Origin of the sequence: Streptomyces sp. NPDC058291, assembly GCF_042880855.1 — a bacterium.
Lineage (GTDB): Bacteria > Actinomycetota > Actinomycetes > Streptomycetales > Streptomycetaceae > Streptomyces.
Map to the genome: position 1 here is coordinate 13,363 of NZ_JBHVYK010000072.1, position 26,943 is coordinate 40,305.

23 protein-coding genes, 1 pseudogene and 1 riboswitch are annotated in these 26,943 nt (G+C 70.5%); of the genes and pseudogenes, 6 read left to right on the forward strand and 18 right to left on the reverse strand.

The window, feature by feature from the left end; all coding sequences use genetic code 11:
- Window positions 1-32: 32 nt before the first annotated feature.
- A complete protein-coding gene (locus ACFVYK_RS28770) occupies window positions 33-788 on the reverse strand; it encodes a metallophosphoesterase (RefSeq protein ID WP_389779094.1) in 756 nt (251 codons plus the stop codon).
- 367 nt (window positions 789-1,155) lie between these two features.
- On the opposite strand from ACFVYK_RS28770, the gene ACFVYK_RS28775 reads away from it, so the two are divergent.
- Window positions 1,156-2,952 (forward strand): AMP-dependent synthetase/ligase, encoded by a 1,797-nt coding sequence (locus ACFVYK_RS28775; RefSeq protein WP_389779056.1) that lies wholly within the window; start codon window positions 1,156-1,158, stop codon window positions 2,950-2,952.
- A 28-nt stretch (window positions 2,953-2,980) separates the two neighbouring features.
- On the opposite strand, the gene ACFVYK_RS28780 is transcribed toward ACFVYK_RS28775, so the two are convergent.
- Entirely contained in the window at window positions 2,981-4,567 is a 1,587-nt protein-coding gene (locus tag ACFVYK_RS28780) for a GMC oxidoreductase (protein ID WP_389779058.1), read from the reverse strand.
- An 83-nt stretch (window positions 4,568-4,650) separates the two neighbouring features.
- On the reverse strand, window positions 4,651-5,814 hold the full coding sequence (locus ACFVYK_RS28785; RefSeq protein WP_389779060.1) for a glycosyltransferase family 4 protein: 1,164 nt from the start codon (window positions 5,812-5,814) through the stop codon (window positions 4,651-4,653).
- 103 nt (window positions 5,815-5,917) lie between these two features.
- On the opposite strand from ACFVYK_RS28785, the pseudogene ACFVYK_RS28790 reads away from it, so the two are divergent.
- Window positions 5,918-6,145 (forward strand): annotated as a pseudogene (locus tag ACFVYK_RS28790) (hypothetical protein); the annotation flags it as partial.
- A gap of 90 nt (window positions 6,146-6,235) precedes the next feature.
- On the opposite strand, the gene ACFVYK_RS28795 reads toward ACFVYK_RS28790, so the two are convergent.
- From ACFVYK_RS28795 to ACFVYK_RS28815, 5 genes are all read right to left on the reverse strand, one after another.
- Window positions 6,236-7,438, reverse strand: coding sequence for a hypothetical protein (locus ACFVYK_RS28795; protein ID WP_389779062.1), 1,203 nt, complete (start codon window positions 7,436-7,438; stop codon window positions 6,236-6,238).
- 41 nt (window positions 7,439-7,479) lie between these two features.
- Window positions 7,480-8,502 (reverse strand): NlpC/P60 family protein, encoded by a 1,023-nt coding sequence (locus ACFVYK_RS28800; protein WP_389779063.1) that lies wholly within the window; start codon window positions 8,500-8,502, stop codon window positions 7,480-7,482.
- Window positions 8,503-8,723: 221 nt separating this feature from the next.
- Complete coding sequence (locus ACFVYK_RS28805; protein WP_389779065.1) at window positions 8,724-9,764, reverse strand: NlpC/P60 family protein; 1,041 nt, start codon at window positions 9,762-9,764, stop codon at window positions 8,724-8,726.
- A gap of 212 nt (window positions 9,765-9,976) precedes the next feature.
- Entirely contained in the window at window positions 9,977-11,320 is a 1,344-nt protein-coding gene (locus tag ACFVYK_RS28810) for an NYN domain-containing protein (protein ID WP_389779067.1), read from the reverse strand.
- 71 nt (window positions 11,321-11,391) lie between these two features.
- The gene (locus ACFVYK_RS28815; RefSeq protein ID WP_389779069.1) at window positions 11,392-11,631 is read right to left on the reverse strand and encodes a hypothetical protein; all 240 of its coding nucleotides are present in this window, start codon (window positions 11,629-11,631) and stop codon (window positions 11,392-11,394) included.
- Window positions 11,632-11,815: 184 nt separating this feature from the next.
- On the opposite strand from ACFVYK_RS28815, the gene ACFVYK_RS28820 reads away from it, so the two are divergent.
- Window positions 11,816-12,598 (forward strand): rhomboid family intramembrane serine protease, encoded by a 783-nt coding sequence (locus ACFVYK_RS28820; RefSeq protein WP_389779071.1) that lies wholly within the window; start codon window positions 11,816-11,818, stop codon window positions 12,596-12,598.
- Complete coding sequence (locus tag ACFVYK_RS28825; RefSeq protein ID WP_069771225.1) at window positions 12,595-12,876, forward strand: Lrp/AsnC family transcriptional regulator; 282 nt, start codon at window positions 12,595-12,597, stop codon at window positions 12,874-12,876. The genes ACFVYK_RS28820 and ACFVYK_RS28825 overlap by 4 nt, the downstream gene beginning before the upstream one ends.
- Window positions 12,877-12,884: 8 nt before the next feature.
- Here ACFVYK_RS28825 and ACFVYK_RS28830 read toward each other — a convergent pair whose 3' ends face one another.
- The 6 genes from ACFVYK_RS28830 to ACFVYK_RS28855 form a co-directional block, all read right to left on the reverse strand.
- On the reverse strand, window positions 12,885-14,249 hold the full coding sequence (locus tag ACFVYK_RS28830) for an aminotransferase class V-fold PLP-dependent enzyme (protein WP_389779073.1): 1,365 nt from the start codon (window positions 14,247-14,249) through the stop codon (window positions 12,885-12,887).
- Between the two features lie 163 nt (window positions 14,250-14,412).
- Window positions 14,413-14,529, reverse strand: a riboswitch (SAM riboswitch).
- A gap of 76 nt (window positions 14,530-14,605) precedes the next feature.
- Window positions 14,606-15,670 carry an anthranilate phosphoribosyltransferase gene (gene trpD, locus ACFVYK_RS28835; protein WP_389779075.1) on the reverse strand — a complete coding sequence of 355 codons (1,065 nt, stop codon included), beginning with the start codon at window positions 15,668-15,670 and terminating at the stop codon, window positions 14,606-14,608.
- A 175-nt stretch (window positions 15,671-15,845) separates the two neighbouring features.
- Entirely contained in the window at window positions 15,846-17,483 is a 1,638-nt protein-coding gene (locus tag ACFVYK_RS28840; RefSeq protein WP_389779077.1) for a cytochrome bc complex cytochrome b subunit, read from the reverse strand.
- The gene (locus ACFVYK_RS28845) at window positions 17,480-18,538 is read right to left on the reverse strand and encodes a Rieske 2Fe-2S domain-containing protein (RefSeq protein ID WP_389779079.1); all 1,059 of its coding nucleotides are present in this window, start codon (window positions 18,536-18,538) and stop codon (window positions 17,480-17,482) included. The genes ACFVYK_RS28840 and ACFVYK_RS28845 overlap by 4 nt, the downstream gene beginning before the upstream one ends.
- Complete coding sequence (locus ACFVYK_RS28850) at window positions 18,535-19,347, reverse strand: c-type cytochrome (protein ID WP_389779081.1); 813 nt, start codon at window positions 19,345-19,347, stop codon at window positions 18,535-18,537. The genes ACFVYK_RS28845 and ACFVYK_RS28850 overlap by 4 nt, the downstream gene beginning before the upstream one ends.
- A 63-nt stretch (window positions 19,348-19,410) precedes the next feature.
- The gene (locus ACFVYK_RS28855; protein WP_389779082.1) at window positions 19,411-20,031 is read right to left on the reverse strand and encodes a heme-copper oxidase subunit III; all 621 of its coding nucleotides are present in this window, start codon (window positions 20,029-20,031) and stop codon (window positions 19,411-19,413) included.
- 178 nt (window positions 20,032-20,209) lie between these two features.
- Between ACFVYK_RS28855 and ACFVYK_RS28860 the strand changes: the two genes are divergently transcribed.
- A complete protein-coding gene (locus tag ACFVYK_RS28860) occupies window positions 20,210-20,614 on the forward strand; it encodes a hypothetical protein (RefSeq protein ID WP_389779084.1) in 405 nt (134 codons plus the stop codon).
- A 54-nt stretch (window positions 20,615-20,668) separates the two neighbouring features.
- On the opposite strand, the gene ACFVYK_RS28865 is transcribed toward ACFVYK_RS28860, so the two are convergent.
- The 4 genes from ACFVYK_RS28865 to coxB all read right to left on the reverse strand — a co-directional run bounded on the left by ACFVYK_RS28865 (window position 20,669) and on the right by coxB (window position 25,138).
- Complete coding sequence (locus tag ACFVYK_RS28865; protein ID WP_389779086.1) at window positions 20,669-21,919, reverse strand: Ig-like domain-containing protein; 1,251 nt, start codon at window positions 21,917-21,919, stop codon at window positions 20,669-20,671.
- Window positions 21,920-22,050: 131 nt separating this feature from the next.
- Entirely contained in the window at window positions 22,051-22,449 is a 399-nt protein-coding gene (locus ACFVYK_RS28870; RefSeq protein WP_389779087.1) for a cytochrome c oxidase subunit 4, read from the reverse strand.
- Window positions 22,446-24,182 carry a cytochrome c oxidase subunit I gene (gene ctaD, locus ACFVYK_RS28875; protein WP_389779089.1) on the reverse strand — a complete coding sequence of 579 codons (1,737 nt, stop codon included), beginning with the start codon at window positions 24,180-24,182 and terminating at the stop codon, window positions 22,446-22,448. The genes ACFVYK_RS28870 and ctaD overlap by 4 nt, the downstream gene beginning before the upstream one ends.
- Complete coding sequence (gene coxB, locus ACFVYK_RS28880) at window positions 24,179-25,138, reverse strand: cytochrome c oxidase subunit II (RefSeq protein ID WP_389779090.1); 960 nt, start codon at window positions 25,136-25,138, stop codon at window positions 24,179-24,181. The genes ctaD and coxB overlap by 4 nt, the downstream gene beginning before the upstream one ends.
- Before the next feature lie 330 nt (window positions 25,139-25,468).
- Here coxB and ACFVYK_RS28885 point away from each other — a divergent pair, with 330 nt between their 5' ends.
- Window positions 25,469-26,860, forward strand: coding sequence for a cysteine desulfurase/sulfurtransferase TusA family protein (locus ACFVYK_RS28885; RefSeq protein ID WP_389779092.1), 1,392 nt, complete (start codon window positions 25,469-25,471; stop codon window positions 26,858-26,860).
- The last annotated feature ends 83 nt before the right edge of the window (window positions 26,861-26,943 follow it).

Here is a 26,943-nt window from a genome sequence, read left to right on the forward strand (position 1 = left end):
GTGAAGGCTACCGCGCGGTCGGTCGGGCGATTTCACCACTCCAGGGCCCAGGGCCTGCCGCTGCCGGCGAAGTGCCCCACGTTGACGCACTCGGTCGCGCCGATCCGCATGCGGCGCGCGAGCGGCTGGTGGACGTGGCCGAACAGGGAGTAGCGGGGCCGGGTGCGGCGGATGGCGTCCAGCAGGGCGCGGCTGCCGCGTTCGAAGCGGCGGGCCACGGTGTCGTAGACGAGTTCCGGCACGTCCGGCGGGATGTGGGTGCACAGCACGTCGACCTCGCCGACGGCCTCGACCTTCGCCGCGTACTCCTCGTCGCTGATCTCGTACGGCGTGCGCATGGGGGTCTTCAGACCGCCGCCGACGAAGCCGAAGACCCGGCCGCCGATCTCCACCCGCTCGCCGTCGAGGACGGTCGTGCCGGGTCCGGCGAACTCCGGCCACAGCTGCGGCATGTCGACGTTGCCGTAGGTGGCGTACGTCGGGGTCGGGAAGGCGGGGAACATCTCGCCGTACTGCTTGCGCACCGCCTGCTCGATCACCGCCGCCCGGTCGCCGCCTATGCCGCCCCAGAGCCGGGCGCCGAGTTCGCGGGCCTCCTCGAAGCGGCGGGCGGTGCGCAGTTCGACGATGCGGTCGGCGTTCTCCTCGCCGAACAGGTCGGGGAAGATCCCGCGGGAGTGATCGGCGTAGTCCAGGAACAGGACGAGGTCGCCCAGACAGATCAGCGCGTCGGCGCCGTCTCCGGCCCGGGCCAGGTCGCGCGCGTTGCCGTGCACGTCACTGACCACGTGGATGCGTGTCCTGCGGTTTCCGGACGGTGTGGATGCCATGTCGATCAAGGGTAGGCCTGTGAGGCATACGTGAACAGGGTCGGCCGGGATACCGGTTACTGGCCAGTCAGTAAAGCGGTGGACTAGGGTCGGCCGAAAGACACCAATCTGTGTGACGCAGCGAACATCTCGCCGGACCCCCCTGTCGAAGAGGCCATACCGGCGGGTAACGTCCGGGCAGTCCAGTCGTGCTCAGGATTTCAACCACCGGGATCCACCGGATCCACGGGGGTCCACCGAGATCCCTGAGCACAGCCCGAGCCATGGACCGCACCGTCGCATCGCACAACGTCGTGGCGCCGGCGCCCTATGAGGAGCAGCAGTCTTGCGCGAGTTCAGCCTTCCGGCTTTGTACGAGGTCCCTGCGGACGGAAATCTGACCGACATCGTCCGCAGAAACGCCGCGCAGCATCCCGATGTCGCCGTCATCGCCCGCAAGGTGGACGGCGCCTGGCAGGACGTGACGGCCACGGCGTTCCTCGCCGAGGTGCACGCGGCCGCCAAGGGCCTCATCGCCTCCGGTGTCCAGCCCGGCGACCGGGTGGCCCTGATGTCGCGCACCCGGTACGAGTGGACGCTGCTCGACTTCGCGATCTGGTGTGCGGGCGCGGTCACGGTGCCGGTGTACGAGACCAGCTCTGCGGAGCAGGTGCAGTGGATCCTCTCGGACTCGGGCGCGACCGCCGTCGTCGTCGAGCTGGACGCGCACGCGGCGGCCGTGGAGACGGTGCGCGAGTCGCTGCCGGCGCTCAAGCACGTCTGGCAGATCGAGGCGGGGGGCGTCGAGGAGCTGGGGCGGCTCGGCAGGGACGTCTCCGACCAGGTCGTCGAGGAGCGCAGCTCGCAGGCCAGGGCGGACGACCCGGCGACCATCGTCTACACCTCCGGCACGACCGGCCGGCCCAAGGGCTGCGTGCTCACCCACCGCAGCTTCTTCGCCGAGTGCGGGAACGTCGTGGAGCGGCTGCGGCCGCTGTTCCGCACCGGTGAGTGCAGCGTCCTGCTGTTCCTTCCCCTCGCGCACGTCTTCGGCCGGCTGGTGCAGATCGCCCCGATGATGGCGCCGATCAAGCTGGGCACCGTCCCGGACATCAAGAACCTCACCGACGAGCTGGCGTCCTTCCGCCCGACGCTGATCCTGGGCGTGCCGCGGGTCTTCGAGAAGGTCTACAACTCGGCGCGCGCCAAGGCGCAGGCGGACGGCATGGGCGCGATCTTCGACAAGGCGGCGGACACGGCGATCGCGTACAGCAAGGCGCTGGAGCTGCCGGCCGGCCCGCCGCTGAAGCTGAAGATCAAGCACAAGGTGTTCGACAAGCTGGTCTACAGCAAGCTGCGCGCGGTGCTCGGCGGCCGGGGCGAGTACGCGATCTCCGGCGGGGCCCCGCTGGGCGAGCGTCTGGGTCACTTCTTCCGCGGCATCGGCTTCACCGTCCTGGAGGGCTACGGCCTGACGGAGTCCTGCGCCGCGACCGCATTCAACCCGTGGGACCGGCAGAAGATCGGCACGGTGGGTCAGCCGCTGCCCGGTTCGGTCGTACGGATCGCGGACGACGGCGAGGTGCTGCTGCACGGCGAGCACCTGTTCAAGGAGTACTGGAACAACCCGGGGGCGACCGCCGAGGCGCTGGCCGACGGCTGGTTCCACACCGGTGACATCGGCACCCTCGACGAGGACGGCTACCTCGCGATCACCGGCCGCAAGAAGGAGATCATCGTCACCGCGGGCGGCAAGAACGTCGCCCCGGCCGTGATCGAGGACCGCATCCGCGCGCACGCCCTGGTCGCGGAGTGCATGGTGGTGGGCGACGGACGGCCGTTCGTGGGCGCGCTGGTCACCATCGACGAGGAGTTCCTGGGCCGCTGGGCTTCCGACCACGGCAAGCCCGCGGGTTCGACCGCGGCGTCGCTGCGCGAGGACGCCGACCTTCAGGCAGCCGTCCAGTCGGCGATCGACGACGGCAACGCCGCGGTCTCGAAGGCGGAATCGGTGCGGAAGTTCCGCATTCTCTCCTCCCAGTTCACGGAGGACTCGGGCCACCTCACGCCGTCGCTGAAGCTCAAGCGCCATGTGGTGGCGAAGGACTATGCGAGCGAGATCGAGGCGATCTACGCCAAGTAGCGGCCTGTGAAGGGCTGCTGACGGCACGTCATGGCGCGACGTCCTCCGCGAGGACCCGCGCCATCGTGCGTTCGGCGAGCGCGGTGATGGTGACGAACGGGTTCACGCCGATGTTGCCGGGCACCAGCGAGCCGTCGGTGACGTAGAGCCTCGAGTAGCCCTTGACCCGGCCGTAGTCGTCGGTCGCCTTCCCCAGCACGCAGCCGCCGAGCGGGTGGTAGGTGAAGTCGTCGGCGAAGACCTTGTTGCCGGAGCCGAAGAGGTCGTAGCGGTAGATGGTGGCGTTCGCCGCGTTGATGCGGTCGAAGAGCTTCTTCGCCATGCTCACCGAGACGGCGCTCTGCGCGGCGCTCCAGCCGAGCTTCACCCCGCCCGAGGCGGCGTCGTACGTGAAGGCGGCACGCTGCGGGTTCTTGGTGATCGCCAGATAGAGGCTGACCCAGTGCTCCAGCCCGGTGGGCAGCGGGGCGATCTCGGCGAAGACCGGGTTGGCGGTGTTCGCCCAGTCGTCGATGCCCATGACCGGCATGGTCGACTGATTGGCGCCGACCGTGTCCCACAGGTGGTTGGCCCGCCCCAGCATCACGTTGCCGTTGGTCCCCCAGCCCGCCCCGACGCTCGCGTTCAGCGCGGGCAGCGTGCCCGTCTCCCGGGCGCGGACGAGGAGTTCGCTGGTGCCGAGGCTGCCGCCGCCGAGGAACAGGTAGGTGCAGCCGTACTGCTTGGTCTCGACGACACGGCCCGTCTCGTCGATGCGGTCGGCGGTCAGGACGTACGTCCCGTCGTTCGCCCGGCTGATCGTGCGCACCTTCTCCAGGGTGTGGATCGTGACGTTGCCGGTGCCGAGCGCCGCCGCCAGATACGTCTTGTCGAGGCTCTTCTTGCCGTGGTTGTTGCCGTAGATGACCTCCTGGCCGAGGGCCGACTTGACGGCGGTGCCGGCCGCCTCGCGCTGCATGTAGCCGAAGTCGTAGACGCTCGGCACGAAGGTGGTCCTCAGGCCGGTGTTCTCCGCGTGCTTGCGGGAGACGCGGGTGAACCGGTACCACTCGGTCGACTCGAACCAGGCGGGGTCGACGGTGTTGACGCCGAGCATGGCGCGGGCGCGCGGGTAGTACGTCGCGTACATCTCCGCCGTGTCGACGGTGGGGAACTGCTCGGCGAAGTACGACTGGAGCGGGGTGACCGCCATCGAGCCGTTGACCAGGGAGCCGCCGCCGACCCCGCGGCCCACGAAGACGGACATGTGGTCGAAGTGCACGCGGTCCAGGACGCCCGGATACAGGCCGATGTCCTTGTTGACGAGGTCCAGCCACAGGAAGGTGGCCAGCGGCGCCTCGGTACGGGTGCGGAACCACATGGACCGCTGGTCGGGGGCGGCGGTGTCGCAGAAGACCTTGCCGTCGGCGCCGGCCGTGTTCCACAGCCGGCCCATCTCCAGGACGAGGGTGCGGATGCCGGCCTGGCCCAGGCGCAGGGCGGCGACGGCGGCGCCGTAGCCGGAGCCCACCACGACGGCGGGGGCGGATTCGACCGCGTCGGGCTCGGCCGCGTGGGCCGACTGCAGGCCGACGCGGGTGAAGCCGAGAGTGGCCGCCGTCTGGAGGGCGGCCATACCAAGAATGTGACGTCTCGTCAGCTGACGCTGCATCAGTTTTGCTGTCATGTGCGCAGCATCAGCGGATTTTCTCCCTCCGCCTAGAGCAACGGGGGAAAAGTCTGGAGCAAGGTTTTCAGCTTCTCCGCGAGCAGGTCCCAGCGCCACTTCTCCTCGACCCACCGCCGGCCCCGCTCCCCCATCCGGCGGCGCAGCTCGGCGTCCCCGAGGAGCACGACGATCCGCTCGGCCACGGCCGCCGGCGAACCGCCCGGCACGACCCACCCCGTCTCGCCGTCCAGCACGGCGTCGGGCGCCCCGCCGGAGTCCCCGGCGACGACGGGCAGTCCGGTCGCCGACGCCTCCAGATAGACGATGCCGAGCCCCTCGACGTCGAGTCCGCCGCGCCGCGTCCGGCACGGCATCGCGAAGACGTCCCCGGCGCCGTAGTGGGCGGGCAGCTCCGACCACGGCACCGATCCCGTGAAGCGCACGGAGGCGGCCACCCCGCTCTCGCGCGCGAGCCTGCGCAGGTCCTTCTCGTACGGCCCGCCGCCCACGATCAGCAGCACGGCGTCCGGCTCGGCGGCCAGGATCCGGGGCATGGCCAGGATCAGCGTGTCCTGCCCCTTGCGCGGGACCAGCCGCGAGACGCACACCACCACCGGCCGGTCGGCCAGCCCGAGCCGCGCCCGCACCTCGTCGCCGCCGGATCCCGGATGGAAGGTCTTCTCGTCGACTCCCGGCGGCAACTGCGCCATCCGGCCCGCGGCCTCGGCGCTCAGCGCGGTCGCGATCCGCGCGCGGGTGTACTCGCCGAGGTAGGTGATCGTGTCCGTGCTCTCGCCGATCCGGCCGAGCAGCTGCCGGGCGGCGGGCAGCTGCGCCCAGCCGGCCTCGTGCCCGTGGGTGGTGGCCACCAGCCGCTCGGCGCCCGCCCTGCGCAGCGCCGGAGCCATCAGCCCGAGCGGCGCCGCCGCCCCGAACCACACCGACGTGCATCCGTGCTCCCGCAGCAGCCCGGCCGCCCGGCGGGTCGCCGCGGGCGTCGGCAGCAGCATCGTCGTGGAGTCCCGGACGACGGTGAAGGGCTGCTCGGCGTCGAAGGCGGCGGTCGCCTCGACGCCCTCGCGGGAGCGCTTCCAGGTGGACGCGTAGACGACGAGCCGGTCGGGGTCGAGCCGGAGCGCCATGTTGTGCAGGAACGCCTGGATGCCGCCCGGCCGGGGCGGGAAGTCGTTCGTCACGATCAGGGTCTTGTGCATCGCGACCGACCTTATCCAAACGCTCTCCACAGCCGCGTCCGGCCGCGCTTCACAGCCCGCGGGGAGATCATGACGCCATGGGAACGACGGCCCGCGGCGGCCCCTGACCTGTCTGCTGACGACCTGGGGCGTGACCCGGCTCGCGCCGCCGCTCTTCGTCTTCCGGGTGTGCGTCTTCCCCGGCCCCGACGTCACCGGCGACGTGTCCGTCACCTACCGCGGCTGGTCCGAGGTGCTGAGCACGGGCGTGTTCCCGGCCGCCGACGTCACCTGGCAGTACCCGCCCGCGGCCGCCCTCGCGATCCTCTCGCCCGGTCTGCTGCCCTTCCTGCCGTGCGGGCGGAGCGGGCCCGGCTGTGCGGGGCGATCGAGGAACTGTCCGGGCGGCCGCGGCCGGCCGGCTCGCCGCGCGGGCCGCCGCTCAGCCGAGCTGAGTCCTCAGGTAGTCCTGCCAGTGCGCCGTGAACTGTGCGAGGGAGGTGTCCAGGACGTCCCGCAGCGCGCCCTCCACCGCCCCCGACCGCCCCTCGTGCTCCCCGACGGCCCGGTAGAACGCGTCGAGCTTCACCTCGCCCCACCGTGCTGCGATCATCCGACAGGCCAGCCAGCCGCCCTCGTACGCCTCCGCCAGCCGGCCCGCGTCCCCCGAGAAGCCGAAGGCGCCGTCGACCGGCAGCGCCGCCGGGACGCTCCCGGTCATGACCGAGTGCTGCAGTTCGGGTGCGACCTCGGCCGGGGTTCGGCCGGTGCCGCGGTAGCCGACCCAGTCGGCGTACCCCTCGGAGAGCCACAGCGGGGTGGCGGCGCCGGTGTGGGCGCGGGTGGCGACATGCGTCGTCTCGTGGGTGAGCACCACCTGCCGGCCGACCCGGCCGAGCATGCCGTACGCGTCGGGGTTGACGATGACCCGGTCCGCGGGCGCCTTCGCCCGGCCGCCGGTCTCGCCCGTCGTCACCGCGGCGATGCCCCGGTAGGCGGAGGCGGGCGAGCCCAGCAGCCCCGCCATGCCCGCGAGCGACTTCGGCACCAGGACGACGACATGACCCGCCCAGTCGGTGCCCCAGGCCGCCGACACCGCGGGGACGGCGTCGTCGGCCAGCTCCGCGAAGGACCGCAGCCGGTCGCCGGACTGCCCGACCCCCAGTACCAGGCTGTGCGCGCCCCGCACGACGTTCACCGTGCCCTGGTCCCACAACTGCTGCCCGGCATCCTTCGCGGGCTTCTCCGACGTCACCGACCATCGCCCGCCCTCGTCCCGGGCCAGGCGCACGGTGCGCGGCACGACCACCGGGGCCCGGTCGTAGCCCTCGACCCGGTAGCTGAGCTCGGCGTCCGCGGTGGCGGCGTCCCCGCCGCGCCGCAGTGCCGTCACCCGGTAGGACCAGGCCGCCAGCGGAACGGACCGGAGGGCGGCGAACCCCGCGGCGCTGCCGGTGGCCGCGTAGGCGCGCGCGTCGTGGTCGAGGACCGCGGCGGCCCGCCGGTCGAGGACCCGCTGCACATCGGCCCGCGCCCCGTCCGCCGCGGGCCGGCCGCCGCAGGCGACCAGGGAGGCGAGGAGCGTGACGACCACCGGCCAGGACCCCACGGCCCGGGATCCGCGCACCCGCCTTCGACCCGTCATCCACCCGATCGTACGGCGGCGACGCCGGACCGGCCGAGGGGTCAGGGCCTGGTGACGGACGACACCGGCATCATCCCGACCGGGTCGTAGCGCACGGGCGCGCCCGGGTAGGGGGCGTGGATGACCTGGCCGTTGCCGACGTACATGCCGACATGGCTGGCGTCGGAGCGGTACGTCACGATGTCGCCGGGCCGGGCCTGGGAGAGCGGGACCCGCCGGCCGGCGTGCGCCTGGGCCTGCGAGGTGCGCGGCAGCGAGACGCCGGCCTGCGCGTACGACCACTGCATGAGGCCCGAACAGTCGAAGCCGGACGGCCCGTTGGCGCCCCAGACGTACGGTCTGCCGAGCGCGGAGCGGACGGCGGCCAGCGCGGCGGCCGCCCGGCCGGACGCGGGGACGGAGCCCGAGGGGCCGGGCAGGTCCCCGCGGTCGGAGCGGGAGGCCCGGTCGTAGGCGGCGCGTTCCCCCGACGGCAGGGCGTCGAGCAACTCCCGCGCCCTGGCGAGCTTCTGTTCCACGGACCGCTTGTGGTCCACCACGGCCCGGCGGTTCTTCTCCAGCTCGGCGAGCTTGCGCGCGGCCTCGGAACGCTCCTGGGCGAGCTCGCGCAGGGCGCCCTGCAGCTCCCTCAGTTCACCGGCCTGGTGGGCGGTGATCCGGTCCAGGACGGACGCCTTGGCGAGGTACTCCTCGGGGTCGTCGGAGAACAGCAGCGCCAGGGAGGGATCGAGACCGCCGGAGCGGTACTGGGCGCCGGCCAGCGAACCGAGCTGCTCGCGCAGGCCGTTGACGCGCTCCTGCTGCCGGGCGATGTGGTCCTGGGCGTCGCCGACCTGCCTGCGCAGGGCGCCGGCGCGTTCGTCGGCCTCGTTGTAGGCCTCGGTGGCCTTCTCCGCCTCCTCGTAGAGACGGTCCACCTCGGCGCGGGTGTCGTCGTGCGGCGCGGCCGTGGCCGGTACGGCGGACACGGCGCCGAGGGCGGCGGCCGCGACGGACAGCACGCTCAGGGCGCTGCAGGCGCCCCGGTCGAACCCGGACTGTGCAAGGCGGCGATGGGACCCCACGGGAAGCCGCGCTCCTTCCACCGGTGACAGGGAAACGCGGCAGACAGTAGCCCCGCGACGGGGGGTCGGCCAAAGACCTCGGCGGGCACGCACAGTGACGCCCCGCCGCTGACGCAGGTCACCGGCGGGGCGTGGGGTCACTCCTCGTCGTCATGATTCGCCCGTTCGGGCGGCGTGGCGTCCTGATCCCGAGGTCGATCAGGTCCAGGCCCCGGGGTGGATCAGACCCGGACGCCGAACATGAACGGTCCGCCGATCGTGCCCATCGACTCGTAGCGCACGACGGTCCCGGTGCGCGGCGCGTGGATGATCTGACCGTTGCCCGCGTACAGGCCGACGTGGTGCAGGTCGTTGAAGAAGAACACCAGGTCGCCGACCTTGAGGTCGCTCTGCGAGTAGATGCGCGTGCCGTAGTTGGCCTGCGCCTCGGAGGTCCGCGGGATGCCGACGCCGGCCTGCGCGTAGGCCCAGGAGGTGAGGCCGGAGCAGTCGTACATGGCGGTGCCGGTGGAGCCGTAGTGGTAGGGCTTGCCGAGCTGGCTCTGCGCGGCCTGGAAGGCGGCCATGGCCCGGCCGGAGCCGGTCGGGGCGTCACCGAGGTCGACCCGCTGGCCGGCGTCCCGGCTCGCTCGGGTGTCCGCGGCGGCGAGAGCGGCCTTCTCCTTGGCCGTCAGCGTGTTGAGGAGCTTGCGCGCCTCGGCGAGCTTGGCCTGGACTTCCTTCTTGTTCCTGCCCAGTTCGGCACGGGTGGTGGCGAGGTCCTTGAGCTTGCCGGAGGCCTCGGTGCGCTGCTGGGCGAGCTGGCGCTGCTTCTCCTGGATCTTCCTGAGCGCCTCGACCTGCTGAGAGCTCAGCTGGTCGGCGGCCGACGCCTTGTCCAGGAAGTCGTCCGGGTTCGAGGAGAGGAGGAGCTGCAGCGAGGAGTCTATGGAGCCGGTGCGGTACTGGGCGGCGGCCGCCAGACCCATGGAGTCGCGCAGCTCGTTGAGGTCCGCCTGCCCCCGGGCCACGTTGTCCTGGATGGTGGAGATCTCCTTCTGGAGCTTCTCCTGCTTCTCCTGGGCCCCGTTGTACGTCTCGGTGGCCTTCTCGGCTTCCTCGTAGAGCTTGTCGACCTTGCTCTTGACCTCGTCCTTGGTGAGCTTCTGGCTGGGCGCCGCGTTGGCGGCCTGGGAGCTCAGCACGACGGCAGCGGCGGCTGCGGTGGTCAGCACGGTCACGCGCGCGCGACTCGGCTGCTTGGGTCGACGGTGGGACGCCACGGAGACGGGCTCCTTCTTTTGAGTGATCACCCGTGTGGAGGTTCGAGGCCTGACCTTAGTGACCTCGCCGTGATCAGTTCAAATCCCCAGAAGAAAAAAACCCCTCACGCAACACACTTTTCTCACTCAACTCACCATCAGTGAGCCGCGATTGACACTACGTTGCGCTACGATACCGTCAATTCGGTCGTTAAACCTGCGAACGCCGATCTTCAGGACAGGCGCTTCAAAAGTACCGCGGAAGCCACCGGCCGGGCGCCCGCCTTGGCGATCCCGTCGGCCACCTCGCGGTCGGTCGAGGCGACGATGACCGGCCGGCCCGCCGGCTCGGCCCGCACCAGCTGACGGATCAGCTCGTCAGCCGTGACGCCCGGCTTGGAGAACAGCACCCGCACCCCGCGCGGCGGCGCGAGCAGCACCGGAGCAGCCAGTTCGGCCCCGTCGAAGACGCAGGTGACCTCGGCTCCGGTCTGCGCGGCGAGCTGCGAGAGCTGGCCCAGCAGCCGCAGCCGCTGCTTCTCCAACGGCATCTGCGGATAGCCGGTCTTGGTGACGTTGTAGCCGTCGACGACGAGGTGCGCCTGCGGCAGCGCGAGCAACTGGTCGAGAATGGCCGGATCGTGCTCCGACAGGGCCCGGGCGGCGATGTCCTTCGGGGTCATCCGGCCCGGCTCGACCGCGTCGACGGTCTCCGCCGGGCGCACCGACAGGGGCGGCAGCGCCAGTTCCCGCCGCAGCCCCTGGGCCGCGTCGAGCACGGTGTCCAGCAGCAGCCGCACCCGCATGTCCTCCACGCTGCGGCCCTCGCGCGCCGCCCGCCGGGTGGCCTCCAGGGCGGCCTCCGCCTCGGCCAGCCGCGCCTTCAGCCGCCGGGTCTCGCTCTCGGCGGCGGACACCTGGGCGTGCCCCTCGGCGCGCACGGTCTCCATCTCGCTCTGCGCCTTGCGCAGCGCGGCCTCGCCCCGCTTGACGTCGCTGAGGGCCGATCGCAACTTGCGGTGCAGCGATTCGGCCTCCTTCTTCGCCGCGTCCAGCTCGGCGCGCAGCCGCTCGGTGTCCGTCCGGGTCTGCTCGCGGGCCCGGTCGAGCTCCTCGCGCAGCCGTTCCAGCTCCGCCCGGCTCTCCTCGCCGGCGCGCTCCGCGTCCGCCCGCTGGGCCTCCTCGCCCGCGGTGGTGACCAGCTTCACCCAGCCGGCGGGCCGCAGTACGTAGGCCGCGGCCGCCACGTCGAGCGGGTCCGCGGCCGGGGTCGGCGAACCGGAGTCGAGAGCGCCGGAGAGTTCCGGCTGTACCTCTCTGAACTTCTCGGCGATGCGTTGCCTGAAGAGGGGATCCGTCTCCAGCGCGGCCGCCATGGCGTTCCCGGCGAACTTGGCCCGCCGGTTGGGGGCGAACCGGGCGTACTGGCGCAACTGGACGGGCAGTTCGCCGACGGTCAGCCCGCCGAAGCCGTCGGAGACGATCGTGACGACCCTGCGCCGCACGCCGTCCGGCAGCGGACGGTCGAGCATCTCGGCGGCGCCGTCGTCCGGCCCCCCGCCTGCGCTCTCCGCCATCCGTCACACCCCACTATCCGTGCGGGGCCTCCCCCGCTCTCGACGTCGCTCGAGCGGGAGGACCCTCACCGTCAGGAACCGGCGTCCGGCCGATCCACGAGTTCCACCTGGTCCACGGCGTTGCACCAGCGACACCGCACCGACTCGATGGTCTCACTGACCACGTCGCGCTCCTCGACCTTCGGCTCGCCGGCGAGGTCGAGGTGCACGTACTCGACGACCTTCGACGAGCGCGTCACGTCGAATCGCGTGAGGTTGCCGCAGAGCGTGCAGCGCCACCGCGTCGTGGCGGTCGGCAGGGGAACCGTCATCGTTGCTTTCCGCTTCCTTCTAGTGTCCCGCTTCTTGGCGCCGGGGTCGGGCCGGAGGCTCCCCCGTGCGTGTGGCTCGTAACCCTACGGCCTGGCGGGTACTCGCCGCCCGCCCGTCCACGGGGGCCCTCCGGCGGCGAGGCGGTCCAGGCGAGTGCGTCCCGTTACGTCATGCTTTGTAGCCATGATCAGCTACTGGAACGGGACCGTCGGCCGAGCGCTCCGCACTTCCTCGGCGCCGGTGACCTACGGCCTGATCGCCCTGTGCTGCCTGATCTTCGTACTCGGCCCCGCCTCGGGCCTGAATCCGGCGTACGGCGCCGGCGACGGGCTGGCGGCCGCGCAGCGCGCCTACTTCCGGCGCTGGGGCGTGGTGCCGGCCGAGCTCTTCGAGGGCGCTCCAGGGGCGGCCCTGAGCCCGGCCACCGCCCTCTTCGTCCACGGCAGCTGGGTACACCTGCTGGGCAACATGCTCTTCCTCCACGTCTTCGGGGCGATGACCGAGCGTCGGATGGGCCGCGTGGAGTTCACGCTCTTCTACACGGGCTGCGGCTACCTGGCCCTGCTCGGCTACGCGGCCGCCAACGCCCAGTCGTCCCAGTCCCTGGTCGGCGCCTCGGGCGCGATCTCCGCCGTGCTCGGCGCGTTCCTCTACCTGTTTCCCCGCGCGCGGGTGACCAGCCTCCTGCCCTTCCTGTTCTTCCTGCCGCTGCGCTTCCCGGCGTGGGTCGTGCTGCCCTTCTGGGCGGCACTGCAGTGGGTGGCGGCGGGCCGGGCGTCCCAGGGGCCGGGGGTGGCGTATCTGGCGCACCTGGTGGGGTTCGGTCTGGGCCTCCTCTACGCGTGGGCGCGCTTCGGCGAGAGGAGGGGTCCGAGGGGCCCCGCCGGGGCGGCTGGGGGAGACGGGCGGGCGACTAGAGTGAAGGCCGCCCCAGCCCCGGCCCCCGAGGGAGAGAACCAGCCGTGATCACCGCGATCGTCCTCATCAAGACCAGCGTGGACCGGATCCCCGAGATCGCCGAGCGGATCGCCTCGCTGGACAGCGTCAGCGAGGTCTTCTCCGTCACGGGGACCTACGACCTCATCGCGATGGTCCGGGTGAAGCAGCACGAGGACCTCGCCGAGGTCATCCCGGGCAGCATCAGCAAGATCCCGGGGGTCGAGGGGACCGACACCCACGTGGCGTTCCGCACGTACTCCCAGCACGACCTGGAAGCGGCGTTCGCCATCGGCCTGGACTCGTAGGGGCCCGGTCAGCCCACCGCGGGGACGCAGCGGCCGTCCTCCGTGCGGTACCGCCACTTCGCACCCTGGGTCACCAGTTCGCGGACGGCCGTCACGAAGCGGTCGACGTGCTCGTCCGGTGTCCCCGCGCCGAAGCTCACGCGGATCGCGTTGAGGGACTTCTCCCCCGGGGCCGCGTCGGGCGCGCCGCACTCGCCCTGGGTCTGGGGGTCGCTGCCCAGCAGGGTGCGGACCAGGGGGTGGGCGCAGAAGAGGCCGTCGCGGACGCCGATGCCGTACTCGGCGGAGAGGGCGGCGGCGAAGTGGGAGCTGTTCCAGCCCTCGACGACGAAGGAGATCACGCCGACCCGGGGCGCGTCGTCGCCGAACAGGGAGAGGACGCGGACCTCGGGGATCTCGGCGAGACCGGACTTCACCTTCTCGATCAGGTACCGCTCACGGGCCACCAGGGTGTCGAAGCCGGCCTCGGTCAGCGCCTTGCAGGCCGAGGCGATGGAGTAGGCGCCGATCACGTTCGGGGAGCCGGCCTCGTGGCGGGCGGCGCTCTCGTGCCACTCCACGTCCACTCCCCCGTCCTCGCGCCGCGTGACCTTGCGGCTGGCGCCGCCGCCCGCGAGGTAGGGGTCGGCCGCGACCAGCCAGTCGGCGCGGCCGGCCAGGACGCCGGAGCCGAAGGGCGCGTACAGCTTGTGGCCGGAGAAGGCGATCCAGTCGACGTCGAGGTCGCGGACCGACACCGGGTGGTGGGGGGCCAGCTGGGCCGCGTCCAGCACGATCCGCGCGCCGTGGGCGTGCGCGGCCGCCGCCAGCTCGCGCACCGGCCACAGCTCGCCGGTGACGTTCGAGGCGCCGGTCACGCAGACCAGGGCCGGACCGTGCGGGTCGCGCTCGGCGAGGGCGCGCTCCAGCGTCTCGACGGCCTGGCGCGGGGTGCGCGGGGCGTCGAGGTAGCTGACCCGGGCGTCCTGCCAGGGCAGCAGCGAGGCGTGGTGCTCGGTCTCGAAGACGAAGACCTGGCAGTCGGCGGGGAGCGCGGCGGCGAGCAGGTTGAGGGAGTCGGTCGTCGAACGGGTGAAGATCAACTGGTCGTCCGGGCGGCAGTCCAGGAACTCCGTCACCGTGCGGCGGGCGTTCTCGAAGAGGTCGGTGGACAGCTGGGAGAGATAGCCGGCGCCTCGGTGCACGCTGCCGTAGTACGGGGCGTAGGCCGCGACGTCGTCCCAGACGCGCTGCAGGGCGGGGGCGCTGGCCGCGTAGTCGAGGGCCGCGTAGGCCACCTCGCCGCCCGTCACGAGCGGGACGGTGACATCCCGCCCCAGAACGGGCAACGGGGCACAAAGGGTACGGCTGGCGGCAACGGTGGAGACAGACATGGCGAACTCCCGTGAGAGGCACGACGGAACCACCGTGCGGGCGACATGGCTCCGGCACGGAGGACGGTGAAAGGGGATGCGGAGGCGGGGCTCGACGCCCTAGCGCATTCGCTTGCTCACGAGAGACTCCCTCGAACGACCCAGGACCCCTGGTTTCGCGAGGGGTCCGCGCTTGCCGTGGACCTTGCTGTCCACCGCCTGGTCTTCACCCGGGGCACCCCGCCACGGACGGAGGGTTGCCGGACAGTCGGCCGGGGCCTCATGACTGTCACTCATGACCTGATACAGGAACGTACGTCAGGTGATCGTCGTCCCGCAACCCGTGTCCGGATCGCGGGACGACCGCTCGTGGAGCGTCACGCGTTGCTGGCCGCGACCCACCTCGCCAGCGCCCGCTTGGCCGCGCCGGAGTCGATCGACTCGGCCGCCCGGTCCATGCCGGCCCGGATCTGCCCGGCGAGCGGCCCGGCGCCCGGTTCGAGCGCCACCAGGGCCGCCGCCGAGTTCAGCAGGACCGCGTCGCGCACCGGGCCCGTCTCGCCCTCCAGCAGGCGGCGGGCGACCTGAGCGTTGTAGGACGGGTCGCCGCCGCGCAGCGCCTCCACGGGGACGAGGTCGAGGCCGACGTCGCGCGGGTCGAAGCTCTCCTCGGCGACCTTGCCGTCGCGCACCACCCACACGCGCGAGGTGGCCGTCGTGGTCAGCTCGTCGAGGCCGTCGTCGCCGCGGAAGACCAGGGACGAGTTGCCGCGCTCGGCGAAGACGCCCGCGACGACCGGCGCCATGCGGAGATCGGCGACCCCGACCGCCTGGGCCGCCACCCTGGCGGGGTTGGTCAGCGGACCGAGCACGTTGAACACCGTGCGGATGCCCAACTGCCCGCGCGCCGCGCCGACATGACGCAGCGCCGGGTGGAACTTCACGGCGAAGCAGAAGGTGATCCCGGCCTCCCGCGCGACCTCCGCCACCCGCTTGGGGGTCAGCTCCAGGTTGACGCCGAGCTTCTCCAGGACGTCCGAGGCGCCGGACGCGGAGGACGCGGCCCGGTTGCCGTGCTTGACGACCGTGGCGCCCGCGCCGGCGACGACGATCGCCGACATCGTGGAGATGTTGACCGTCTTCGCGCCGTCGCCGCCCGTGCCCACGATGTCGACGGTGGGCCCGGGCACCTCGATCAGGTTGGCGTGCTCGTACATCGCCCGGACCAGCCCGTTGATCTCCGCGACGGTCTCGCCCTTGGCCCGCAGCGCCACCACGAACCCGGCGATCTGCGCGTCGGTCGCCTCTCCGCGCATGATGCGGTCCAGCGCCCAGAACGTGGCGTCCGCGTCCTGATCACGGCCGTACAGCAGGCCGTTCAGCACCTCGGGCCAGGAACGGCCCGCCGCGGTGTCGCCTCCAGCGGGGGTCACAGCGCTCATAGCCGCTCCTGTGTGTCGTGGGTCATGTGTCGTGTCGCGTGGCGCGAGCCGTGTGTCGTGGCCCGCGCGTCGTGGAACAAGGTGAACCCCACCCTATCCAGCGGCGGACACGGCGAAGGGCCCCGTCCGAAGACCGGACGGGGCCCTTTACCGTGGCGTGGCGACGCCTCAGCGATCAGTGGTGGCCGTGGCCGCTCGTGATCTCCTTGTACTCCTCGACAGTGGGCTTCGGGATCTGCTGGTCCTCGCCGAAGTACGCTTCGCTGATCTTGGCGCGGAGCTTCTCCTTGCCCGTGACCTTGCGCTCGACGCCGTTGTCGTCGACGGTGGCGCCGATCGCGGCCGGCTCGTACTGCTCGTGTGCGGTGAGAGTGTGCAGCTGCTCCTGGCTGAGCGGCTCGTGGATCTCGATGAACTCACCGTGCGGCAGGCGCTTGATGGTGCCGGTCTCGCGACCGTGCAGCACCTTGTCCTTGTCGCGACGCTGCAGGCCGAGGCAGATCCGCTTGGTGACGATGTACGCGAGGGCCGGTCCGACGAAGAAGAAGATCCGGACGAACCAGGTGATCGCGTTGATCGACAGGTGGAAGTGGGTGGCCCACAGGTCGTTGCCACCGCCCACCAGCATGATCATGTACATCGTCACCCAGGCGACGCCGAGCGCCGTACGGGTCGGCGCGTTGCGCGGGCGGTCCAGGATGTGGTGCTCGCGCTTGTCGCCGGTGATCCACGCCTCGATGAAGGGGTAGAGCGCCAGCAGGGCGAGCAGGACACCGAACAGCACCAGCGGGATGAACACGCCCAGGACCAGCGTGTGGCCCCAGAAGTTGATCTCCCAGCCCGGCATGAAGCGGATCAGGCCCTCGGCGAAGCCCATGTACCAGTCGGGCTGGGCGCCGGTCGACACCTGGTCCGGACGGTAGGGGCCCATGGCCCAGATCGGGTTGATCTGCGCCACGGCCGCGATGGCCGCGATCACGCCGAAGACCAGGAAGAAGAAGCCTCCGGCCTTGGCCATGTACACCGGCAGCAACGGCATGCCCACGACGTTCTTGTTGCTCTTGCCGGGGCCCGCGAACTGCGTGTGCTTGTGGTAGAAGACCAGGATCAGGTGGCCCACCATCAGGCCCAGCATGATGCCCGGCAGCAGCAGGATGTGGATCGAGTAGAACCGCGCCACGAAGTCGTGGCCGGGGAACTCGCCGCCGAACAGGAACATCGAGATGTACGTGCCGACGATCGGCATGGACAGGATCGCGCCCTGGGTGAAGCGCACACCCGTGCCGGAGAGCAGGTCGTCCGGGAGCGAGTAGCCGGTGAAGCCGGTGAACATGCCCAGGACGAACAGCAGGAAGCCGAACAGCCAGTTGACCTCACGGGGCTTGCGGAACGCACCCGTGAAGAACACGCGCATCATGTGCACGAACATGCCGGCGAGGAAGATCAGCGCCGCCCAGTGGTGGATCTGCCGGATGAGCAGACCGCCGCGCACGTCGAAGGAGATGTGCAGGGTCGAGCTGAACGCCTCGGACATCAGCTGTCCCTGGAGCGGGACGTAGCTGCCGTGGTACTCCACCTCGTTCATCGACGGGTGGAAGAACAGCGTCAGATACACACCCGTCAGGATGATGATGATGAAGCTGTACATGCACACTTCGCCCAGCATGAACGACCAGTGGTCGGGGAAGATCTTGCGCATGTTGGCCTTGGCGAGGGAGTAGATCCCCAGTCGGCCGTCGGCCCAGTCGGCGATCTTCTCGCCGGCCGGCGCCTTCCCGCGTGCGCGGGACTCGGTGTTCTCGTTGGTGCTCATCCGCGCTCCCAGAATGCAGGACCGACCGGCTCTTCGAAGTCGCCGAGCGCCTGGAGGTAGCCCTCGTCGTTCACGCCGATGCGCAGCTGCGGCAGGGCGTGACCGGCGGGGCCGAAGATCACTCGGGCACCGTCGGAGAGGTCGAAGGTGGACTGGTGGCAGGGGCACAGCACGTGGTGCGTCTGCTGCTCGTACAGGGAGATCGGGCAACCGACGTGGGTGCAGATCTTCGAGTACGCGACGATGCCCTCGTGCGACCACTCGAGCTCGCGCTTGTCCTTGATGTTCTCCGGCTGGAGCCGGACGATCATCAGGGCCGCCTTGGCGATCTCGTTCTGGAACTCCTCGTCGTGCTCCTCCAGGCCGTCGGGCTTGGCGAAGGTGAGCGAGCCGACGGCCACGTCCGAGGGACGCAGCGGCTCGTTCGTGTTCATGTTGACGAGCAGCTTGCCCTTGGCCCACAGGGTGTGCCGCAGCTTCTCCTCGGGCAGCGGGCCCAGGTCGCGCAGGAGCACGACGCCGGAGAGCGGCACCAGGGCGACCGCGCCGAACAGCGTGTTGCGGATCAGCTTGCGGCGGCCGAGCGCGGACTCCTTGGCGCCCTGCCTGAAGTCCGCGTGGACCTTCGCACGGACCTCGGGGCTCGCGGCGATCGGGTGCCGCTCGTCGGCGACCTCGACGTCCGACATCAGGGTGCGGGCCCAGTGGACCGCGCCGGCGCCGATGGTGAACAGCGCCGTGCCCAGCGTCAGACCCAGCGCGAAGTTCAGCGCGCTGAGGTGGCCGATCGGGAACACGAAGATCGACTTGTCGGCGGGGATCGCCACGTACGAGGCGATGAAGCCGACCGTGGCCAGCATCGACAGCGTGAACAGGAAGGCGACCACCCGCTCGGACCGCTTGGCGGCCCGCTCGTCGATGTCCTGGACGCGGTGCTCGTGGGGCGGCAGGCCGGGGTCCGCGAACGGGTTCTTCTCGTCCGCGACGTCTACCGCGCCGTGTGCGTGGTCCTGCTCAACGGGCAGGTTCTCTTCGGGAATGTCTTGGCTACTCATGACTTCTTGGCCTTTGCGGTCCGAGCGGCGACCCAGACGGCGACCGCGATCAAGGCGCCGAGACCGAAGATCCAGGCGAACAGGCCCTCACTGACCGGCCCGAGGCCGCCCAGCTCGAGACCGCCCGGGTTGTCCGTCTCGCCGCTGTTGACCGCGTGCAGGTACGCGATGATGTCCTTCTTGTTCTGTTCCGACAGGGTGGTGTCGGGGAAGGAGGGCATGTTCTGCGGGCCGGTCTGCATGGCCTCGTAGAGGTGCTTCGGGTCCACGTCCTCCAGGGTGGGGGCGAACTTGCCCTTGGTGAGGGCGCCGCCCTTGCCGGTGAAGTTGTGGCACTGCGCGCAGTTGGTGCGGAACAGCTCGCCGCCCTTGGCGATGTCCGCGCCCTCCGGACCGTACTCGGCCTTGGTGGGGACGGCCGGGCCGGCGCCGAGGGAGGAGATGTACGCGGCGAGCTGGTCGATCTCGGCCTGCGTGTAGATGTTCTTCTTCTTCACCACCTGCGGGCCCTGGGAGGTCGCCGCCGGCATGCGGCCGGTGCCGACCTGGAAGTCGACGGCCGCGGCGCCCACGCCGACCAGGCTCGGACCGTCGGAGGTGCCCTGACCGCCGGTGCCGTGGCAGCTGGCACAGCCGACGGCATAGAGCTTCTTGCCCTCGTCGATGGTGAGGGACTGGGCGCTGTCGTCTGCCTGCGCCTTGCTCGCGGGCGCGAACGCGGCGTACAGCCCCCCTGTGCATGCCAGCGCGAGGAGTAGGACGACGAGCGCCGCCAGCGGATGGCGTCGTCGTGCGGAGAGCTTTTTCACGGATTACCCCGGTGTCAGGATCTTCTGCGTCGATGCTTGTGGATGTGCGGGAGCGGGCCCCGGCTACTTGATCAGGTAGATCGTGGCGAAGAGGCCGATCCAGACGACATCGACGAAGTGCCAGTAGTAGGACACGACGATGGCCGCGGTCGCCTGCTCGTGGGTGAACCTCTTGGCCGCGTAGGTGCGCCCGAGGACGAACAGGAAGGCGATGAGGCCGCCCGTCACGTGCATGCCGTGGAAGCCGGTGGTCAGGTAGAACACGGAGCCGTACGGGTCGGAGGAGAGCGAGAGCCCGTCCTTCTTCACCAGTTCCGTGTACTCGAAGATCTGACCGCCGATGAAGATCGCACCCATGATGAAGGTGACGATGAACCACATCCGCAGCTTCTTCACGTCACCGCGCTCGGCGGCGAAGACGCCGAGCTGGCAGGTGAGGGAGGAGAGCACCAGGATCGTGGTGTTGGTGGCCGAGAACGGGAGGTTCAGGGCCTCGGCCATTTCCTTCCAGTGATCAGGACCCGTCACCGATCGCAGGGTGAAGTACATCGCGAAGAGGGCCGCGAAGAACATCAGCTCGGAACTCAGCCAGATGATGGTTCCGACGCTGGTGAGGTTCGGTCGATTGACCGACGGGTGCGCGTGCCCGGTGTCTACTGTCGTTGCTGTCGCCACGACCGACATTATGTCGGTCCCTTATCCCGCCCTCACTCCCGGGGGTGCCGTTCGGGGTGTCCACCCTGTGTGTAGTGCCCGGATGGCCCATCGAAGTGGTGTTCCAGGCGGTGTTGACGAGGTGGGCGAGGGAGTAGCATCCGCCGCATCGGTTCTGTCCGTACGACACTGATGTCACGGAGGAAGCATGCAGGCGACCGCCACGGTGCTGGTCTACAGCGACGACTCCAACACGCGGGAGCAGGTACGGCTCGCGACCGGCCGCAGGCCCGCCCCGGACGTCCCTGTGGTGGAGTTCCTGGAGTGCGCGACGCCTGCGGCGGTGCAGCGGGAACTGGACCGGGGCGGGATCGACGTCGTCGTCCTCGACGGGGAGGCCGCACCCATGGGGGGCATGGGCCTGTGCCGTCAGCTCAAGGACGAGGTGTTCCGGTGCCCGCCGGTGCTGCTGCTCATCGGACGGCCCCAGGACGCCTGGCTGGCCACCTGGAGCCGGGCCGACGCGGCCGTGACGCTGCCCGTGGAGCCCATGGAGTTCGCGGGGGCCCTGGCGACCCTGCTGCGGACGAAGAGGCTCCAGCAGAGCGCGTGACGGCAGCGGTGGCGGGGCGCGGCGGCACCGCGGCCCCGCCACCGCTGACGGCCTCTACACGGCCGCCGGGCTGAGTCGCGCCGTCTGCTGGTTCGTCTCCTGCTTCCCGCCGGTCAGCGCGCTGCCCGTGGTCCACTTCTTCCAGTCCAGGTTCCAGTCGCCGAAGCCGTTGCCGAACGTCTCCATCGTGTCGCCGTTGCTGTTGACGACCTGGACGACGTCGCCCTGGCGGATGTGGTCGAAGAACCACTCGGCGTTGGACGTGCTCATGCCCGTGCAGCCGTGGCTGACGTTCGCGTAGCCCTGGGAGCCGACGGACCAGGGGGCCGCGTGGACGTACTCGCCGCTCCAGGTGACGCGGGTGGCGTAGTAGACGGGCAGGTCGTAGGAGTCCGAGGAGCCCTCCGCGATGCCCACGGTGGTCCCGCGCATCCGTACGAAGTACTCCTTGCCCAGGACGACCTTGACGCCGTTGCGGGTCTCGAAGCCGGGCTTGCCGGTGGTGACGGGGATCTGGTTGATCTCCTCGTTGTTCTTGAAGACCGTCATGGAGTGCGAGGCGGCGTCCGTCACCGCGATGACCCGGTCGCCGATGGTCAGTTTGAGCTCCTTGGCCGGTCCGCCCCACAGCCGGTCGCTGATCTTGATGCCGTCCAGGTTGCTGCGCACGCGGACGGTCGCGTGGGCGGGCCAGTAGTCCTTGGGCCGGTAGTGGAGTTCCTTGTCGTCCACCCAGTGCCAGCCGCCCTGCACGGCCGGCGAGGAGGTGACCTTGAGCCCGCGTTCGACGACGGCCCGCTGGGCGGGGTCCTTGACGGGCTGGTCCAGCTTGGCGGTGACGGGCTGGCCGACGCCGTACTCGCCGGCTTCCGGGCCGAACTCCACCGCCAGCCGCTTCTGGGTGGTGGGCTTGCCGGTGTCGAAGGTCACGACGCGGCGGCCGGGCGCGCCGTCGTCGTCCTCGGTGCTCACGCGGACCGTGTAGTGGGCGCCTGCGGCCAGCGGATCGGTGCTGTGCCAGCGGCTGCCGTCGGCGGCGAGTTCGCCCGCCAGGTAGCGGCCCGTGCCGTCCACGGCGGTGACGTCCGTGATGCGGTCGTCGTCCGCGGTGACTTCCAGCGGCTTGTCCGGGTCGGCCTTCGCGCCGTCGCCGTCGGGGGCGTTGAAGGAGATCTGGTCCGTCGCGTCGTAGGGGCGCGCGGAGAGCGGGTCGTCGTCCGAGCCGCAGGCGCTTGCGACCGCGCCCAGGGCGATCACCAGCAGGGTGCAGCCGACGACGGTGCGGGGGCGGGGTTCGTGGCTCATGGCTTCACGCTAGGGAGCCGGGTCGGCCGCGGCGCGCTGAGTGACACGGACGGCGGACCCCCGCTACGGCAAAAGCGTGAGCCCGGACTCTCCTGACGGAGTGTCCGGGCTCTCGCCGCACGTCACACGTGTTACTGGGTGCGGTTCTCACCGCGGTAGTACTCGAAGACCCAGCCCCACAGGCCGATCATGATCAGCGGGGCGGAGAAGTAGAGCAGCCACCAGCCGACCGCGACACCGAGGAAGGCCATGGCGCCGCCGATGGCGAGCGACAGCGGCTGCCAGCTGTGCGGGCTGAAGAAGCCCACCTCGCCGGCGTCGTCCGCGACGTCCGCCTCCTTGTCGTCCTGCGCGCCCGCGTCGACCCGCCGGGCGGTGAAGCCCAGGTAGAAGCCGATCATGATGCACAGGCCGAAGGCCAGGAAGAGGGCCGTGGTACCGGCCGGCTCCTTCGACCACACGCCATAGACGACCGCCATGGCGAGGACGAAGACGCTCAGCCAGACGAACATCTTGCCCTGGATCTTCACTTGCCGGCCTCCTTGCTGCCCGCGATGGCGTCGGCGCCGTGGCCGCTGTGCTCCAGCTGCTCGAGCGCCGCGATCTCCGGGTGGTGCAGGTCGAACGCCGGGGATTCACTGCGGATCCGCGGCAGGGTGATGAAGTTGTGGCGCGGCGGCGGGCAGGAGGTGGCCCACTCCAGGGAGCGGCCGTAACCCCACGGGTCGTCGACGCCGACCGGCTTGCCGTACTTGGCGGTCTTCCACACGTTGTAGAAGAACGGCAGGACGGACAGACCGAGCACGAACGAGCTGATCGTCGAGATCGTGTTCAGGGCGGTGAACCCGTCCGCGGCCAGGTAGTCCGCGTAACGGCGCGGCATGCCCTCGGCGCCCAGCCAGTGCTGGACCAGGAAGGTGCCGTGGAAGCCGATGAACAGCGTCCAGAAGGTGATCTTGCCGAGGCGCTCGTCGAGCATCTTGCCGGTCATCTTCGGCCACCAGAAGTGGAAGCCGGAGAACATCGCGAAGACGACGGTGCCGAAGACGACGTAGTGGAAGTGCGCCACCACGAAGTACGAGTCGGACACGTGGAAGTCCATCGGCGGCGAGGCCAGGATGACGCCGGTCAGACCGCCGAAGGTGAAGGTGATGAGGAAGCCCGTCGCCCACAGCATCGGTGTCTCGAAGGACAGGGAGCCCTTCCACATGGTGCCGATCCAGTTGAAGAACTTCACGCCGGTCGGGACGGCGATGAGGAACGTCATGAAGGAGAAGAACGGCAGCAGCACGCCTCCGGTGACGTACATGTGGTGCGCCCACACCGTCACGGAGAGGCCGGCGATCGCGATGGTCGCGCCGATCAGGCCCATGTAGCCGAACATCGGCTTGCGGGAGAAGACCGGGATGACCTCGGAGATGATGCCGAAGAACGGCAGCGCGATGATGTACACCTCTGGGTGGCCGAAGAACCAGAAGAGGTGTTGCCACAGCAACGCGCCGCCGTTCGCGGCGTCGAAGACATGTGCCCCGAATTTCCGATCCGCCTCCAGCGCGAACAGCGCGGCGGCGAGGACGGGGAAGGCGAGCAGGACCAGGACGGCCGTCAGCAGCACGTTCCACACGAAGATGGGCATGCGGAACATCGTCATGCCGGGAGCGCGCATGCAGATGATCGTGGTGATGAAGTTGACCGCGCCGAGGATGGTGCCGAAGCCGGAGAAGGCCAGGCCCATGATCCACAGGTCGGCGCCGATGCCGGGCGAGCGGACCGCGTCCGACAGCGGGCTGTAGGCGAACCAGCCGAAGTCGGCGGCGCCCTGCGGGGTGAGGAAGCCTCCCACCGCGATGGTCGAGCCGAACAGGTAGAGCCAGTAGGCGAACATGTTCAGCCGCGGGAACGCCACGTCGGGCGCGCCGATCTGCAGCGGCATGATCCAGTTCGTGAAACCGGCGAACAGCGGGGTCGCGAACATCAGCAGCATGATCGTGCCGTGCATCGTGAACGCCTGGTTGAACTGCTCGTTCGACATGATCTGCAGGCCCGGACGGGCCAGCTCGGCGCGCATGAGGAGCGCCATGACGCCGCCGATGCAGAAGAACGCGAACGACGTGACCAGGTACAACGTACCGATGGTCTTGTGGTCGGTGGTCGTCAGCCACTTCACCACGACGTTGCCGGGCTGCTTGCGCCTGACCGGCAGCTCGTTCTCGTACGAGTCCTCAGCTGCGGAGGCACCCTGGGGTTCGTTGAGGATGCTCACAGGACGTTCGACTCCCGGTTCTTCTCGGGGCTCGTTTGCTCGATGCCGGCCGGAACGTAACCGGTCTGCCCGTTCTTGGCGAGGTCCTTCAGGTGCTTCTGGTAGAGCTCCGGAGAGACGACCTTCACGTTGAAGAGCATCCGGGAGTGGTCGACGCCGCACAGCTCGGCGCACTTGCCGAGGAAGGTGCCCTCCCTGTTGGGAGTCACCTGGAAGGAGTTGGTGTGACCCGGGATGACGTCCTGCTTCATCAGGAACGGCACCACCCAGAAGGAGTGGATGACGTCACGCGAGGTGAGGATGAAGCGGACCGTCTTGCCCTTGGGGAGCCAGAGGGTCGGGCCCGGGTTCAGGGTCTGCGGGTTCCGCTCACCGGGAGTGCCGCAGGTGTAGACGCCGCCCGCATCGGACGGGAAGTCCTTCTTGTACCGGTTCGGGATCGCACCGAGGTTCTTGTCGGTCGTCGCGTCCCCCTGGGAACCGTCGACCTTCTCGATGTAGTTGAAGCACCAGCTCCACTGGAAGCCGACCACGTTGACCGTGACGTCGGGCTTCTTGTCGAGGCTCAGCAGCTTCGACTCGTCGCGGGCGGTGAAGTAGAACAGCACCGAGACGATGATGATCGGCACCACCGTGTACAGCGCCTCGATGGGCATGTTGTACCGGGTCTGCGGAGGGATTTCGACCTTTGTACGGCTGCGCCGGTGGAAGAAAGCACTCCACAGGATCAGGCCCCACACCAGCACGCCGGTGGCCAGCGCGGCAGCCCACGACCCCTGCCACAGGGAGAGGATCCGCGGAGCCTCTTCTGTGACCGGGGTGGGCATGCCAAGGCGGGGGAAGTCCTTGTATGTGCAACCGGTGGCGGTCGCCAGGACCAGGCCCGCGGTCATTGCCTGCAGCAGCTTCCGCCGCATCGGGCGCCGCGGCGAGCGGTCGGAGCCGTTGGGACTCACGTAGCGCCTTCCCGAGAGTCTCGCCCGCGCGGTTGGCTGCGGCCTGCCTTCTCGCTGGTCGGTCGCCGCCCTGCGTCGGGCAGGGGTTTGGATGTTTATGCGGACCAAACCCTAGCCGACGCCCTCCGGGGGGTCGCGGGGAGGGTGGCATACGCGCCGCGGGTCACCCCGAAGGGGTGGGACGATCGTCTGGAAGCGCCTGATAGCTCGTCAATGCGGCTTGTCCGGCGACCGCCGGCCCACGGCGGCCGGTCCCGCCCGCGTGCGGGAGCCGTCGGCCGCCGCGGTCCCGGCCCCCGCCGCCGCCTCCGGACGTTCTACGGTTGCCGTGTGTCCTACTTCGACGCCGCATCCGCCGCTCCCCTGCATCCCGTCGCCCGCCAGGCCCTGTCGGCCTCCCTCGACGAGGGGTGGGCGGACCCCGCCCGGCTGTACCGGGAGGGGCGCCGGGCGCGCATGCTGCTGGACGCGGCGCGCGAGGCGACGGCCGAGGCGGTGGGCTGCCGGCCGGACGAACTGACCTTCACCTCCTCCGGGACCCGGGCGGTGCACTCCGGGATCGCCGGCGCGGCGGCGGGGCGGCGGCGCGTCGGACGTCACCTGATCGTGTCAGCCGTCGAACACTCCTCGGTACTGCATTCGGCCGAGGCGTTCGAGGCGGACGGCGGGACGGTGACCCGCACCCCCGTGACCAGGACCGGCGCGGTCGCGGTCGCGTCGTACGTCGACGCCCTGCGGTCCGACACCGCGCTGGCCTGTCTGCAGTCGGCCAACCACGAGGTGGGCACCGAACAGCCGGTGGCGGCGGTGGCCGAGGCGTGCCGGGAGGCGGGGGTGCCGCTGCTGGTGGACGCGGCCCAGTCGCTGGCGTGGGGGGCGGTGGAAGGGCCCTGGTCCCTGCTGGCCGCCAGCGCCCACAAGTGGGGCGGGCCGCCCGGGGTGGGGCTGCTCGCCGTGCGCAAGGGGGTGCGGTTCGCCCCTCAGGGGCCGGTGGACGAGCGGGAGTCGGGGCGGGCGGCCGGGTTCGAGAACCTTCCGGCGATCGTGGCCGCGGCGGCCTCGCTGCGGGCGGTGCGGGCCGAGGCGGCGGCCGAGGCGGTGCGGCTGCGGGACCTGACGGCACGGATCCGGGCGCGGGTGGCGGAGGCCGTCCCGGACGTGGAGGTGGTGGGGGACCCGCATCGGCGGCTGCCCGGGATCGTCACCTTCTCCTGTCTGTACGTCGACGGGGAGACGCTGCTGCACGAGTTGGACCGGGCCGGGTTCTCCGTCTCGTCCGGGTCTTCCTGCACCAGCAGCACGCTGACGCCCAGCCATGTGCTGAGGGCGATGGGGGTGCTGAGTGAGGGCAATGTGCGGGTTTCGCTGCCGTGGGGAGCCGCCGAGGAGGATGTGGAGAGATTCCTCGCCGTGCTGCCGGGGGCGGTGGCGGGGGTGCGCGAGAAGCTCGGGGCGCCCTCGTCGGCGCGGGCGGCGGTGGCGGACCCCGCGGGGGGCGCGGTGCTCGTCGTGGACGCGCTGGGCAGGCGGTGCCCGATTCCCGTCATCGAGCTGGCGAAGGTCATCGGGGACGTGCCGGTCGGCGGCATGGTGCGGGTGCTGTCGGACGACGAGGCGGCCCGGCTCGACATCCCCGCGTGGTGCGAGATGCGGGGACAGGAGTACGTCGGTGAGGAGCCGGCGGACCGCGGCGCCGTCTACACGGTCCGCCGGACGTCCTGAGTCAGGCCGACGTCCTGAGTCAGGCCGACGTCCTGAGTCGGGCCAGGTGCGGGCGCGCCTCGGAGGCGGGGCGTCGGGGGGGT